The organism is Cnuella takakiae (assembly GCF_001953305.1).
Classification (GTDB): Bacteria; Bacteroidota; Bacteroidia; order Chitinophagales; family Chitinophagaceae; genus Flavisolibacter; species Flavisolibacter takakiae.
This window is the reverse complement of the sequence record NZ_MTFE01000010.1, coordinates 218,547-233,136: the sequence shown is the minus strand read 5'-3', so window position 1 is coordinate 233,136 and position 14,590 is coordinate 218,547. Positions and strand designations below refer to the sequence as shown.

Below are 14,590 nucleotides of genomic sequence, written 5' to 3'. Positions count from 1 at the left end.
GGAGCTGGGTAATTGTATAATGAAATATATAGTGCTATTGATTGGCAGGGGGCGTAATTATAACAACGGACGAGGGACGACGGACGACAGGAAGGGGCCTGCTTTGGATGTGCCGGTTGTTCAGCGGTATGCTGGCCGGTTCCAGCCATTTGCCATTGGATTAGTGTGCTGTACCATAGTACAGCAGGCGGCGGCACAGGACATCAACTTCTCACAGTTTTACGAACTGCCCCTGCTGCGCAACCCGGCGCTGGCGGGTAACTACAAAGGCGATGTGCGGGCCACCAGTGCTTTCCGCAGCCAATGGGGCAGCGTAAGTACGCCTTACCAAACCGTGGCGCTGGGTACGGAGGTGAAGTTTGGCGTTGCCGAATTCTCAAACGATTATATCAGCATCGGTGCACAAATAACCAACGATATTGCCGGCGACTCGCGGCTGGGGCGTACCCAGTTTCTGCCCCTGCTGGCCTACCACAAATCGGTGAATGAAGACCGGGATGCCTACCTCACGGCCGGCTTCCTGGGCGGTATGGTGCAACAACGGTTTGATCCTACCAAACTGAGTTTTGACGACCAGTTTGTAAATGGCGCCTACAGCCCTACCAATCCTACAAGGCAAACGTTTAGCAATACCAATGTTACTTACTGGGATGCCGCCGCAGGCCTGTCGTACAGCAGTGTGCTGGGCTATGATACCCGCTATTATGTGGGCGCTTCCTATTTCCACTTCACACAACCCAAGGTGGCTTTTGCCCGTACCAGCGATATACGGCTCAATAAAAAGTACGTGCTCAATGCGGGCCTGTCGGTAGCCACCAGCGAGTTTGACCGGCTGATCCTGTACGCCGATTATTTCATGCAGGGCGGTAACAGACAGGGGCAGGGTGGCGCCCTTTTCAAACACGACCTGTTGCAGGAAGACGAAGACCAGAGCATGGGTTTTTCGGTAGGTGCCTTTTACCGTTGGAACGATGCCGTGGTGCCGGTGGTAAAGCTGGACCTGTATAAACTGGCAATAGGTTTGACCTATGATGTAAATGTAAGCAAGCTGCGCACCGCCTCACAGTTTCGGGGTGGCTTTGAACTGACGGTATCGTACAAGAGCTTTTTGAACATCCGCAACAGTTCGGCAGCGAAGGTGCGCTGCCCGGCAGATTTTTATTAATTACCATGATACGTATTTGTTTATTCCTCACAGCCTTTTTGGTGAGTAAATTGGCTGCAACACCAGAACTCAGGCCTTCTGAAGCAAGAGCAGCCTTTAGCTTATTGAATGAAATCAGAATGCATCCAGCTGCTTTTGCAGACACCCTTTCATTTTTAAAAGGTTTGCCACCCATGCCTGCCCTGAAGTGGAACGATACCCTAGCAAGGGTTGCTGCACAAAAGGCGTTGGACATGGCTACGCGAAATTATTTTGCCCATACCAATCCTGATGGTTTTGGTATGAACTATTTTATTAACCAAGCAGGCTACAAACTGCAGCCTTCATGGATACAGGATAAAACAGCCAACTACTTTGAGTCTTGCGCTGCCGGGGCTACGACAGGTAAAGAGGCTATTGCCATGTTGTTGGTTGATGATGGGGTTCCTTCATTCGGGCATCGCACACACCTGCTGGGTTTGAATGATTGGAGCCGCAGTCTAGTTGATATTGGTATTGGTTATGCATGGGCTGGTGGTGCCAGCAATTATATCAGCTACACCTGTGTATTGATTGCCAAACATTGATGTGTTAACTGTTTTATATCTAAACTGAATTCAAACTTGTGAAATTATTGCTATTGTTTCTGTTGCTGCTTACGAGGTTGCTGCAGGAGCCTGATGTTTTACTGTGTATTAGCCCAGATGCACATGCCTACCACAACAGGCAATGCCAAGGCCTGAACCGTTGTACCCACAGCATCAGGCGGGTGGCGCGTAGTGTTGCCATCCGTAGGCGAAAAGACCCTTGCGATTTCTGTTACCCTTCGGGTGATGGCGCTGGACTGGGCAGCGTTCAACCCGTAAGACCCCAAGCTGGCGGGCAATGCAATGCCACTACACAGAAAGGCAGCCGCTGCAGCCGCAGTGCCCGTTCGGGTGGATATTGCTATCAACATGGCGGGTAAATGTTTGATGGGTGTACATAATCACTGCAACTGTATTCATTTATCCAACTACAAGCTTGCAGCTCTTTGCCTGCAGGTTTTCCAGGGTATAATTTTCACCATCAATCAACACTATCTATATGCAACCTTACTACTGCTTCCGGTTCCTGCTGCTGGCAGCCCTGCTATCCTGTAAAAACAGCCATACAAGGGACACTGCCACAACGCAAGGTGTTGCCGCAGTCATTGCCCCTCAGGATAGTTTGCTCGTATCTACCAGCTATGTACAGGATACGGCACTCGTAAACACATTGCCCGTGCGGGTTAAAGACAGCGCATTGCTGAATGACCTGTGTTATGGTTATATCGCATCGCCCGGCAGCATTCGCATGTACTGGAAACATGGGGGCAGGATCATCAACAGCTTTGATACTTTGTTGCGCGTAGCGCCCGATACCCGCTTTGCCATGAATGGCGGGATGTTTATGGAAAACTATGGCCCCGTAGGCTTGTATATAGAAAATGGCCGGCAGCTGAAAGGCATACGCCGCTACAACAATCCCAAGGTAAATTTCGGCCTGCAACCCCAGGGTGTTTTCCTGCTCCGCGATGGTAAGGCCGATGTGGTAACCATCGATCAGTTTAAGGCCGAAGGCGTGCGCTTTGCTACCCAGTCGGCGCCCATACTGGTGCTTGATGGCAGTATCAATCCCATGCTGCCCCATAGCAGGCGCAAAACCATCCGTAACGGGGTAGGCATCCGCCCCGATGGGAAGGTGGTGTTGGCAGTAAGCGATTTTGGGGTCACCTTCCGGGAGTTTGCCCAATACTTTATCGATAAGGGCTGCACCAGCGCATTGTACCTCGATGGCGGTGTGTCGGGGGCTTACGGGCCGGATAGAAGTGATTATGGAAGCTTTGGCGTACTGATAGGGGTTGGGAAGGAGTGATGAATGGGGAGTTGGAGCAAGTTTCAATCAGGCTGTAGTTCGGTGCGATCTGCCGGTATAGGGCGTTTAGTAAGTTCAATGGGTTCAAAAGGTTCAATGAGTTCAATGGGTTGCATTGGTTTGATGCGTTCCATAGGTTTTGAGCCAACCTGTGGCCAACTCGGAGAACGCCGGTATTTTTTTCAAAGCAGCGTGTTTAGCCCACGGTTTTAACCGTGGGGGGTATCGCACCTACAAAATTATGAGCCAACCGTTTCAACGGTTTTTGTTTGGAGCTGTTGGCAATCTGCCGACATAAAAATTTGAACACATGCGGCATTGTAGCTGCCTATTCAGTTTGTATCCAACCAATAATTGACGGCGGTAAAACCGTTGAAACGGTTTTATTGACCAAGGTTTATGCTGTTGCTATCCCACGGTTGAAACCGTGGGCTACATACAGGTACAATGGGCATCGTTTAATTGTATTCCGTTTTCAACCAGGTCGTGGACATATATAGAATCTTACAGCTTTATCCAACGGAAGTTTCCGTTTATCAGTATACTGTTTACGGGAACGTACAACCGAAAATATTTTTTGCATCATACAATAGTACAAGCCCTACTACGTTTATGGTTTGTACAGCATCAGGAGTTCTTCACCTGCGGGTGAAGATGCCAACCGGGCCCAGGCTAACGGTGGAACAGTATGCGGATCATCCAGATGGTCAAAAGCTTGAAGTACCTGCTTCATCTCCTGCGTATTTACTCCCTGATGCTTTTTGTAACCTTTAATACAGAAAGCACATGCAACAACCCTGCAGCTGCCCGGCAGCATTCAACCGGTCCGAGTGTCTTACTTTCTTCAATCCCTGGCACCACCGCAAACCATTTGACCTAACCCCACAAACACTGAACATGCGGGAGTTGGGCCAGCCTGCGCCGCCACAAACTTTAAATGTGCCCGGCAAAGTATGGCTGTTGCAAAAATGGCCGGTACCGCTTGTGTTTACCGAAGTCACGCCCATCAACTCCGGGGGCACTTATCATCACCATGTACATACCTGTTTTAACCTCGCAGGTCATCACTACCATTTCGATCATTTTTACCTGGGCCTCTATGGCGCGGGCAGGGGGCAGGCCATCGTGTCTTTGTTTGAAGACGGTCAGTTGGTGGGTAAGGCATTGAAGGGCGGTACGGCATTGGGCTTCGGATGGAATTATGGCTGGCCGCTGAAGGTTTACTGTAAGGCCGGGCTGTTGCGCTACAACTACGATGTAGGCCATTTCGACCCGGAGCGTAACAGCGATGCCAGCCAGCCCGCTTTTGCTTGGTATACCGAGAAACATGCGCTATAACCAACAGGTGGCAAGCACTATTTAAAAACCGTTCAATACCACAGAAGCCCACATGGAATTACAGAAACATGCCTTGCCCCTTGAAGGCTTAGATCAGTTTGATGATACTATGGAGCCCTTCCTTGAGGACCTGGTAACCATGACCAGCCGTTTTGTGGCGGTGAACGGTAAAACCATTGCGGAGGTAATGGAAGCGCTCGAAGCGCTTGAAGAACTGTACGATGATTACCAGGGAGGTTTGCATCGCATGTACCGGGCAAGAAGATCGGCAACCGTGCTTACCAGAGAACAGGCTGCCCTGCAGCAGAAGATCAGGTTGTACTATTTCACCTGCCGCGAGGTAAAAGAGGTACAACAGTGGCTGAATGGCACTGATGTCGAAGATACAAAGGACTGAAAATAAAATTTGGCTGATGTATCGGCCGGTATTGCTTTACTGGAAGTATACATCCTTTCATTTTTCAACAAAAACCATAACAACATGCAACCAGGGAAAAAAATGATGTTTATCGATGGCTCCAATCCAAAACGGCCGGATAGGATCAAGCCAGAACACCTGTTAACCGAAGGTGCCGTATACACCATTGCCAGTACCTATTATGATGAAACCGATGGGCACCACTATTACTTCGTGGAAGAACGGATGCACATCAAACCGGTATGTAGTTACCGCGCCTACCGTTTTATACCGGTTCAGGATGATACTGCCGATGAACAACAAGAGCCGTGTGATGCGGAAATCAGTATCGGCATTGCAGGTTGATGCAATACTGGCTGCAACCAGGTGGGGCCTGTATGCTTTATATGAAGTGTTGCACCCGGCGTGATCTGTTCCTGCATCTTGCAACTACCGTTGTAGGATGTATTCGAAAATTGATGCACCAACAATACCCGCCCTTTGCGGCCGTTTATATTTGCCGTCCACAAGGTGTGCACTGTTTGAAACCGGTACCTGCGCCGCAACCAAAACCCATATGCCTCATTCCCCAACCTTGTACCAGCTGTTAGGTGTTCCGGAACATGCCACCCCGCAACAGGTCCGGAACCGCTACCGGCAGCTAGTATTTCAGTATCACCCCGATCGGAATGGCGGTGCGTCTTATTTCGAAGAAAAGCTGAAAAGCATCAATGCGGCATACGATATCTTATCGGATAGGGATAAGCGCAGGCGCTATGATGAACTGCTGGCAGCTGCAAGAGCACCGGTGCGCCCGCGGCCAAATACTGCAGCACCTGCAACCGCCACCCAAACAGTAGTGACAGACCCGGATGCCGACCCACCATGGGTAAAGCCTTTTTTTAGGGTTTTCGCTTTTGTATTGGTTACTGCTTTTCTCAGGGAGTGCCGATATAGTGATACTTCGAAGTACTCCAACCCAGTACCTGTTCAACAGGTGGCCGATACGGCTGGCGGCTCGTCGTGGTATCTGCCCGGTTATGACCGGGTGGATACAGCCTTGCGGTCCATGCGCATCGACACCAACCTGTTGAACAAGGAAATGCCCCCGATCAAACCATTGGATATTTCACTGCCCATCGAACACGAAGCCATTCCCTTGCAAAAGGCAATGCCGGTGCGGATGGATAGCAGTGGTGAACTAAAATTTTAAACAATTCCTTTTATGCTAAAAGTACTGTGGTCTTCTTTTTCATTTCGCTGTTCCGTATCGCCTTGCTGTAGGCAACCGGCTACTGGCATTCCAAGGTTTGTTTCCTTTGTTTACTTCCTGTTGGCAGGCCTTGTGGTACAGGCGCAGGATAGCTATGTGGTTGTTGGCGACAAGGTACATATGCGCCGTGCACCAACAGCCACCGGTGTGCTGATGGGACAGTTGGAAAAAGGCAGGATCGTTGGTGTGCTGGAAACAGCCAGCATCGGGTGGTATAAGGTTCGTATTGAAGGCGCAGAAGGTTATGTGGCCGCCAAATGGCTGCTGCCTATTGAAGAGGTGGAAGCAACGAAACATTTACAAAAAGTGTACGCTGCCACCGGCGACAATCCTGATTGCGACAATATCACACCGGCATACGATGCTACACTGGATAATGTGTTGCGCATCAAAGTGGGCGTCAATGCCGATGTGGTGGTAAAGCTTATGACCCTAGAGGGCAACGAATGCATCCGCATTGCTTATGTAAAAGCAGGTGATACCTACCGGATGGAAAACATTCCGGAAAATAAATACTACGTGAAAGTGGCCTATGGTAAGGACTTGCGCAAATCGAATGTGGAAGGCCAATGCAAAGTGCAGTTTCTGCTGTATGCGATGTATGAAAAGGGATCGGATGCCCTTGATTTCCGCAAGTGGAAACAACCCAATACCTGGGTGGGTGGAACGGAGTATGAAAACTGGCAGTTGCCTTCCTACGAACTATCGCTCAATGTAGTGTATTCCCAAAAGCCTTTTGCTAACCAATTCAGTGCAAAGAAGATTTCTGAACGGGAATTCAATCAATAACGGTACTGCATTTTATTTTTTACAACTATCAAAACAACCACAATGGAAGATTGCTTGGACGAACCGGAAGCAAGCGAGGAAGGCATGCCACTTTGTCCCCATTGCGGTGAGCCAGGCGACTGCGATCATGTACTGGTATTGCTCGACCGCACTTATAACGAATGCTTCAACCGCGACACCTCGGGGGTTGATAGCCTACGGTACCACCTGGAGGGCCTGCTGCGGCCCTATGTTACTGAAGGCTTTCTCTATACCGGAAAGGATAAACTGCTGGCCGGGATTGTACGGCATGCGGGCCGCAACTATTTACCAACAGAAGATTCCGTAGACATCGACCTGGATATCTTTCACGACTGGCTGCTGGAGCAGGCAGCTAGCTATGGTGCCCGGGTGATTGATCTGGATGATGTAAGCGGTATGGGTTATACCTCCAAGATGTACGTGGTATATGCCGAAGATGTGTATGCTGTTTTCGAAAAAATGGAAACATACATCGATGAAGAATTGCCCGACCCCGAAGAAAAATAAGGCACTGCGGTACTATTGAACAACTGTTGCCTTGCGGGATGACTCATAGGGTAATTATAAGTTCGGCCCTTTCGCCTTTGATACCTGCAACGATTGCATTTTGGCCAAACTGTTTGCCCAGTTGGTGCGCCGTTGCACAATCTATTCCCAGTACCCGGAAGGAGGCTTCGGGTGTCCATGAAGGGTCTTCGCCCATACCCGCACCGGCATAATAAGGGTAGGGTGCCAGCAAGGCTTCCAGTGCTTTGTTGCGTTGCTCGTTTTCAGTTGCCGGCAGCACCTGCGAGTAGGGATTGTATGCAGTAAGGAAAGCCCAGTTCACAGCATCGTGTGTTGCCAATAAGGCGTCCAGTTGCGGATGGGTGTTGCCAATCTTGATCGCTATGGATGGCCTATACACCTGGTAGGTAGTATGCAGGTAGGCTTTGTATAGGTCTGCAGGGATTGATTGGGTTGTCATGTTGTTTGATGCCTGTGCTTATGCTTCAAATGTAAATACTGTAACAACATCCTGCATAAAAACAGCTGTCCAAATCAATCCCGCATAATTTTTAAAGATGCATGATTCTATAAAGGGATGATAAAACATGCGCAAATGCATCCGGCACCATTGGAATCACACCGGTAAGCTGCATCACCCGGCTTTTGTAATACTAAAACCAACTCAAATCCTTATGCGTACACTTCATCCCCGTAAAGTCAACAAGTACATCAGAGCGTCTCTCAGGGAAGCTGTTATTGCCGAACAATATAATGGGCCATTCAATTTATCGGGCAGGGGGCATGAGCCCCGGGTTAGTTTAGACCGGAGGATGGCTGGCGTATTAAAAAATGAAGACCTGCCTGTTGTTGTTATTGCAGGTTATGGTGCCAACAACTTCTTCCCCAAACGCATTTTCGACCGGGCGCTGCATTCATTGATCCGGCATTTGGGGTACGCACCATTTGCTTGCGCTAACAACCATTCAGTATACCGGCTTGATGATCCGAAACCCGGTGATCCTCCACGTAAACTAATCGTGCAGCCCGAAGAAGCTTTAGCAGTTAGTTTTTATGAAGTTGAGATTTATTCATCAGATAGTATGAACATGGTTTCCAGTGGCGAAACGATTTGCACCTTATCAAAAGAAAATGAAGTGTACAGTTTGGAGTTGGCTTGTTATTCAAGTGATTTTGGTGGAAAAGGCGTGCAGTTATGGGAAAGGGTTAAAGACATTTGGGGACCCTATTCTTTGATCAGGCAAATGGAAAAGTTGGATAGGGATTATAACCTCGATATGGATTGGTTCCGAATATTGGCCCTAGTAGCCGACGACGATCCTGAACTGGAAAGCGCCATGCAGAAAGCGGTTTTCGGAGAGGATTAAGAAACCTGTATGGTTTGTTATGCTGGTCTGTGTATTGGGTTGTCAGCTGTTGGAAAGCTTTTTGATCAAAAGGATTTACCTGTGGCACAGCCCTTTTTGCTTCACACCCTTACTGGTGCTGCGCTTCATCCGGCCTATGCTTTTGTCCTTTGTAAAACAGCAACTTAGCCTTTTTCCGCGGTAGGGCAATGGGCGCTTACACCGATGTTGATTGGCTGCTTTTCTGTTGGCTTTGCCGCATTTTTTAGGCGCCACGCTGCACCGTATTCAAAAAATGCTTTTTTTTATACATACGATTGCTTTAACAGCAGCTTTTACCCCATTCAAAAAGATGTAAAGGCTGTACCATACACAAACTAATAACCCTTTTGTGGGCGCCTATTGTAACCCACAGCCCCGCTCCAGGCCATATGAACCCTGATCGCTGTACATATTTTCTTTTGCCCAAAGCCCCTCCCGCCCACAAATGGCGATGGATGGCGTGCTGTTGGTAACCCGGTTCGTTCCCTCATCTCCTAAACCCTCAATCCTTTTTTATGACCTGAAATTGCCCCCTCACCTCATTTTGCCGCTTTTATAATGTGTAGCGAAAACACATAAAGGAGCGCGGAAAATGAAACAGCGACCACGGACCACAGGCGACAGACCACCGGTTAAAAAGTCGTCCGTCATCTGTCGTCCCTGCACCCGCTTCCCTTTCGGAATCGCAACATCTCCATCACCCGAAACAACGATTGTATGAAACCCTTCCTTACCAAACCCCTGCTTTGGCTCCTTTGCCTGCTTTTGGCGGCAACAGGTTTTGCCCAAAGCCCTTACCCAACCGTGGGCATCATCGGCTCGGCAACCCTTGCCGGCTGGGAAGCCTCCACCCCCATGAACCAAACGGGGGGCGCCAGCCAGTGGAGCCTCACCCTGCGGCTGAAGCCCGGCGAAGCGAAGTTCCGCGCCAACAACAGTTGGGACGTCAACTGGGGCGCCACCACCTTTCCTACAGGTATCGGCACCCAAAACGGTCCCAATATACCGGTGGCCACCGGCGGCTACTATACCGTTGGCTTCAACGATGCCACGGGCAATTACAACTTTACCGCGCTTAGTCCCACTACCTATGCAAGTGTAGGCATTGCGGGCAGCGCCACACCGGGCGGATGGGATCAGTCCACCGCCATGACCAAGGACCCTGATGATCCGCATAGCTGGAAGCTTGCAGACATCACCCTCAAAGAAGGAGAGCTGAAATTCAGGGTGGACAATAAATGGGATGTGAACTGGGGCGGCAGCAGCTTTCCCGGCGGCACGGCCGAGTTCAACGGGGGCAACATTAAGATCCCTGCGGGTCAGTACAGCATTAGCTTCAACGATGTTACCCAGGCGTATTTGTTCAAAAACCTCAACCCCACCGTGTATGCCACCGTGGGCATCATAGGTTCGGCTACGTCCAAAGGTTGGGAGGGCTCCACACCCATGCAGCTGGTGAATACCGGCGATCCCAACAACTGGATACTCACGGCTTACCTGAAAGGGGGCGAGCTGAAATTCAGGGCCAACGATGCCTGGACGGTAAACTGGGGCGCTGCGGGCTTCCCTTCCGGTACCGGCACACAGGACGGGCCCAATATGGGTATCCCAGAAGCGGCTTATTACACCATCCGCTTCAACGATTTGTCGGGTATTTATACCTTCGAAAAACTTAACCCCACCAATTATACCACCGTGGGAATCATTGGTTCGGCTACCCCCAACGGGTGGAATACATCCACGCCCATGACGAGGGGCGCGGATGGCCATAGCTGGACCCTGCTCAACACCGCGCTTTTTGCCGGTGAGGCCAAGTTCCGCGCCAACGATGCCTGGACCATCAACTGGGGCGACAAGGCCTTTCCCGCAGGTGTGGGCACGCAGGATGGTCCCAATATTCCCATTGCCGCGGGCAGGTACAATATCACCTTCAACGATGTAACCGGCGCCTATGATTTCGCGCTGGTGGGTGCACCCACCGGCGGCATCGTGGAGCTGAGTCCCGCCAACCCCACCGCCGACGAGCCCGTTACCCTCACCTACGATGCGGCACAGGGCGTATCGGGATTAAAGGACGCCACCAAAGTGTACCTACATTCGGGCGTAGTGCTTTCGGGCCCCGATGGTACCACCTGGAGCAATGTGGTAGGCAACTGGGGACAGGACGATGGCATCGGCCTCATGACCAAGGTGCCCGGCGACAATCAAAAATGGCAGATCACCCTGCCCAGCATCCGCCAGTACTATGGCGTGGCGGCGGGTGTACCCATATTCCGGCTGGGCATGGTGTTCCGCAATGCCGCGGGTACCCAAACGGGTAAGTCGGCCAGCGACGGTGATATTTTTGTCAACACCGATCCCGGCGATTTTGTACGCTTCGGGGCACCTATGGCCTCCGAGCTCTTTGCCCTGGCGGGTGAAGGGATCGCCATCAACGCCGAAGCTTCGGCACAGGCAAGTTCCATTATCCTGGAGATCAACGAGGGCAGTGGTTATAAACAGGTGGCACAGGCTGCCAACAGCCAAACCATCAGCTACACCTATACCGTGGGTGCGGCTACCAGCATCCAGTTGCGGGTAAGGGCCCTGCTGGATGGGAAAGAAGTGGTAGCGGAAAAGGCCTTGTCGCTTACCATACGCCTGCCCAATAACATTGTGGCCATGCCTGCGGGTTTGCGCAATGGCATCAACTACGATCCCGCCGATCCCACCAGGGCTACCCTGGTGTTGCTGGCGCCTAAAAAGGCCTTTGCCTACGTGGTGGGTGATTTCAACAACTGGACCGTTGCCAACAACTACCAGATGAACCAAACCCCCGATGGCGAGTACTTCTGGTTGCAGTTGGCCGGGCTTACACCGGGTAAGGAATACGTGTTCCAGTACTGGGTGGACGGTACCATCAAGGTTGGTGACCCATATGCCGACAAGGTGGCCGACCCCTTCAACGATAGCAAGATCCCTGCATCGGTTTACCCCAACCCGGTAGCTTACAACCGCACGGCAGATGGCATTGCCACGGTGCTGCAAACAGGACAGCAGGCCTATGCCTGGAAGAACCCCTCGGTGAAGGGCGGCCGCCCCGCCAAAGAAAACCTGGTGGTGTACGAACTGCTGCTCCGCGATTTCCTGGCCTCGCACAGCTATAAGGAACTGGCCGATACGCTTACCTACCTGAAGCGTTTGGGTGTAAATGCCATCGAGCTCCTGCCCATCATGGAATACGAAGGCAACGAAAGCTGGGGCTACAACCCGTCTTACCTCTTTGCCCCCGATAAATACTACGGCACCAGGAACGACCTCAAGGCTTTTATCGACAAGGCACACGAGCTGGGTTTCGTGGTGTTGCTGGATATGGTGCTCAACCACCAGTTTGGCCAGAGCCCCATGGTGCGGATGTACTGGGATGCCGCCAACGGCAAACCCGCGGCCAACAGCCCCTGGTTCAACCCCGATGCTACCCACCCCTTCAACGTAGGGTACGACTTCAACCACGAAAGCGCCTATACCAAGCGCTATGTGGATGATGTGAACCGCTACTGGCTGGAGGAGTACAAGTTCGACGGCTACCGTTTCGACCTGAGCAAGGGCTTTACGCAAAAGAACAATCCCAACGATGTGGGTGCCTGGAGCGCTTATGACCAGTCGCGCATCGATATCCTGAAAAGGATGACCGACAAGATCCGCGCAGTGGATGCCAGCGCCTACGTGATCATGGAGCACCTGGCCGACAATAGCGAGGAAAAGGTACTGGCCGACTACGGCATCATGCTCTGGGGTAATATGAACCACCCCTACAACGACGTGGTGAACGGTAAGACCAATACCGATCTGGGCTGGTCGCTGGCGGCTACCCGTGGCTGGCAGCAGAAGGGCCTGGTGGCCTATATGGAAAGCCACGACGAGGAGCGCCTGATGGTAAGGGCCAGGAACGAAGGCCTGGGCAGCGGCGACTACAATATCAAAGACGTGAAAACGGCACTGGAACGGGTGAAACTGGCTTCGGCCTTCTACTTCACCACGCCGGGACCCAAGATGATCTGGCAGTTTGGCGAGCTGGGTTATGATGTGCCCATCGACTTCAACGGGCGCACCGGCAACAAACCCCTGCCCTGGGGCGCCGGCAGCCTGGGTTATTACGGCGATGCAGAACGCCAGCGCCTCTACAAGGCCACGGCAGCCATTATCAACCTGGTAGCCCAAAATAGCAAAGTGTTCGAAGAAGGTCAGTTTGCCTGGACGCCCACGGGCCAGTTCCGGCGCATTACCCTCAGTCATCACGATATGAATGTGACCATCGTGGGCAATTTCGGCGTTACTGCTGGCAGCATACAGCCCCAATGGCAGCATACCGGCACCTGGTACGAGTACTTCTCGGGTAATACCTTCAATATCAGTTCCACGGCGGGGCAGGTGAGCCTGGCACCCGGCGAGTTCCGGATTTACCTGGACAAAAAACCAACCTTCCCCGAAAGAGGGCTGGTGAACCAAACCATCAGCTGTGTGACGGCTACGGCCACCGCCAGCAAGCGCCAGTTGTATTTTGGCCTCCCCGGCGACCAGTCTTCCACCATCAAAGTGGTGCCCACAGGTGGCGTAGCGCCCTATACCGTGTCGGTGACCCTGAACCGCGCCCTGCGCTGTAATGTGCTCAACGATGCGGGTGATGAAACCTGGAGCGCTGCTGCGGGTACTACCACCAACAACAGCTGTCCCGCGGTACCTGCCACGACCGGTGGCATACCGGTATCCACCATCTCGGGGCTTGCTGCCGGCGGTAGCTACTCGGTAAATACCACCCTGCTGGCCAACGCGGTATTCACCATTACGGTTACCGATGCCGGTGGTTGCGTGCAAATGGCCACGGTGGCTGTTGATGCCGAGGATGTGCGTTGCCTGGCAGGTAAAAGCGGTACCACCAAGGTGGGTATCTGCCACCGTACCGGAAGTGCCAAAAACCCCTGTGTAGCCATTTGCGTTGACCCCTCCGAGGTGGCCGAACACCTGGCGCATGGCGATTACCTGGGCAGCTGTGCTCCCAACTGCACCGCACCGGTTACCAATAGCATACAGGCTGCCCGTACCCCCGAAATGGAAACGGCGCAGTTACAGGTAGGGGTGACCAATAACCCCGCAGAAAGGGGTACTTCCTTCCAGCTGCAGGTGCAGGGCAACAACCGCGAACCCATCACCCTGCGGGTGCTCAACGGCACCGGCAAGCTACTGCAACAGCAGCAGGGCCTCCGCAACGGGCAGACCTTTACCATCGGCCAAAGCTTTGCCCCGGGCATCTACCTCGCCGAAGTGGTGCAGGGGAAACAGCGGAGCGTGGTGAAGCTGGTAAAGCAGTAGGGGTATTGGGTATTAGGTATTGGTGATTAGTGAGTAGTGATTGGTGGTTATGAAAAATGAAGTGGTTCTTGGCCTGCCGCTGTGGCCTATGAATATCAGGCTGCGATAAATGCGGCAGGCAAGAATGAGTATCGTCACAGTACCATTGGCGCCCCATCCAAAGGCGACGGTAGCGATGCCGGTTGTCTGTTGTTTGCGGTCCATCCAATAACCTCTATGCTATATCATACCGGTTATATTTTGGATGCGGATATGCGGCCGTTGGCCAAAACCCTTACGGCCTGTGGCTATAAGCTTGCAGCTTTTCCACAACAACCTGGAAATGGAATTAGGGTACTATCAAAACAATACCCTTGGCATTTGCCGGGGGTATTGTTTTTAAATTGAGGATGGCTGCTGAAGCCCGTAGGGCTTCCATCTGAATAGCCGCCGGAGCAACCGGCGGTAATTGTAACGGCATCAGATTTAATAACGCCCAACCCCGTAGG

Annotated in this window: 13 protein-coding genes; 12 read left to right on the top strand and 1 reads right to left on the bottom strand. The window is 52.0% G+C overall.

Going from position 1 to position 14,590, the window contains the following annotated elements:
• The first annotated feature begins 19 nt into the window (after window positions 1-19).
• From BUE76_RS01370 to BUE76_RS01320, 10 genes are all read left to right on the top strand, one after another.
• Complete coding sequence (locus BUE76_RS01370; protein WP_158069912.1) at window positions 20-1,165, top strand: PorP/SprF family type IX secretion system membrane protein; 1,146 nt, start codon at window positions 20-22, stop codon at window positions 1,163-1,165.
• A 5-nt stretch (window positions 1,166-1,170) separates the two neighbouring features.
• Window positions 1,171-1,731: a CAP domain-containing protein gene (locus BUE76_RS01365; protein WP_073039360.1), complete on the top strand. Its 561-nt coding sequence runs from the start codon at window positions 1,171-1,173 to the stop codon at window positions 1,729-1,731.
• Between the two features lie 38 nt (window positions 1,732-1,769).
• Entirely contained in the window at window positions 1,770-2,111 is a 342-nt protein-coding gene (locus BUE76_RS25405; RefSeq protein WP_394333528.1) for a DUF5763 domain-containing protein, read from the top strand.
• A 119-nt stretch (window positions 2,112-2,230) separates the two neighbouring features.
• Window positions 2,231-3,040, top strand: coding sequence for a phosphodiester glycosidase family protein (locus tag BUE76_RS01355; protein WP_083596304.1), 810 nt, complete (start codon window positions 2,231-2,233; stop codon window positions 3,038-3,040).
• Window positions 3,041-3,826: 786 nt separating this feature from the next.
• Window positions 3,827-4,378, top strand: a complete 552-nt coding sequence (locus BUE76_RS01345; protein ID WP_143157169.1) for a hypothetical protein — start codon at window positions 3,827-3,829, stop codon at window positions 4,376-4,378.
• Between the two features lie 52 nt (window positions 4,379-4,430).
• Entirely contained in the window at window positions 4,431-4,775 is a 345-nt protein-coding gene (locus BUE76_RS01340; protein WP_073039356.1) for a hypothetical protein, read from the top strand.
• Window positions 4,776-4,859: 84 nt separating this feature from the next.
• Window positions 4,860-5,141: a hypothetical protein gene (locus tag BUE76_RS01335; RefSeq protein ID WP_143157168.1), complete on the top strand. Its 282-nt coding sequence runs from the start codon at window positions 4,860-4,862 to the stop codon at window positions 5,139-5,141.
• A 211-nt stretch (window positions 5,142-5,352) separates the two neighbouring features.
• Window positions 5,353-5,988: a J domain-containing protein gene (locus BUE76_RS01330; protein WP_158069911.1), complete on the top strand. Its 636-nt coding sequence runs from the start codon at window positions 5,353-5,355 to the stop codon at window positions 5,986-5,988.
• Between the two features lie 12 nt (window positions 5,989-6,000).
• Window positions 6,001-6,837, top strand: coding sequence for an SH3 domain-containing protein (locus BUE76_RS01325; RefSeq protein WP_073039353.1), 837 nt, complete (start codon window positions 6,001-6,003; stop codon window positions 6,835-6,837).
• Window positions 6,838-6,879: 42 nt separating this feature from the next.
• The gene (locus BUE76_RS01320) at window positions 6,880-7,365 is read left to right on the top strand and encodes an NAD(P)/FAD-dependent oxidoreductase (protein WP_073039352.1); all 486 of its coding nucleotides are present in this window, start codon (window positions 6,880-6,882) and stop codon (window positions 7,363-7,365) included.
• A gap of 43 nt (window positions 7,366-7,408) precedes the next feature.
• Here the strand turns inward: BUE76_RS01320 and BUE76_RS01315 are convergent, their stop codons facing one another.
• Window positions 7,409-7,825 carry a DUF3293 domain-containing protein gene (locus tag BUE76_RS01315; RefSeq protein ID WP_073039351.1) on the bottom strand — a complete coding sequence of 139 codons (417 nt, stop codon included), beginning with the start codon at window positions 7,823-7,825 and terminating at the stop codon, window positions 7,409-7,411.
• A 214-nt stretch (window positions 7,826-8,039) separates the two neighbouring features.
• Here BUE76_RS01315 and BUE76_RS01310 point away from each other — a divergent pair, with 214 nt between their 5' ends.
• Together BUE76_RS01310 and BUE76_RS01305 are read left to right on the top strand one after the other, a co-directional pair.
• Complete coding sequence (locus tag BUE76_RS01310; RefSeq protein ID WP_073039350.1) at window positions 8,040-8,732, top strand: hypothetical protein; 693 nt, start codon at window positions 8,040-8,042, stop codon at window positions 8,730-8,732.
• A gap of 738 nt (window positions 8,733-9,470) precedes the next feature.
• Window positions 9,471-14,102, top strand: a complete 4,632-nt coding sequence (locus BUE76_RS01305; RefSeq protein ID WP_073039349.1) for an alpha-amylase family glycosyl hydrolase — start codon at window positions 9,471-9,473, stop codon at window positions 14,100-14,102.
• Window positions 14,103-14,590 lie beyond the last annotated feature (488 nt).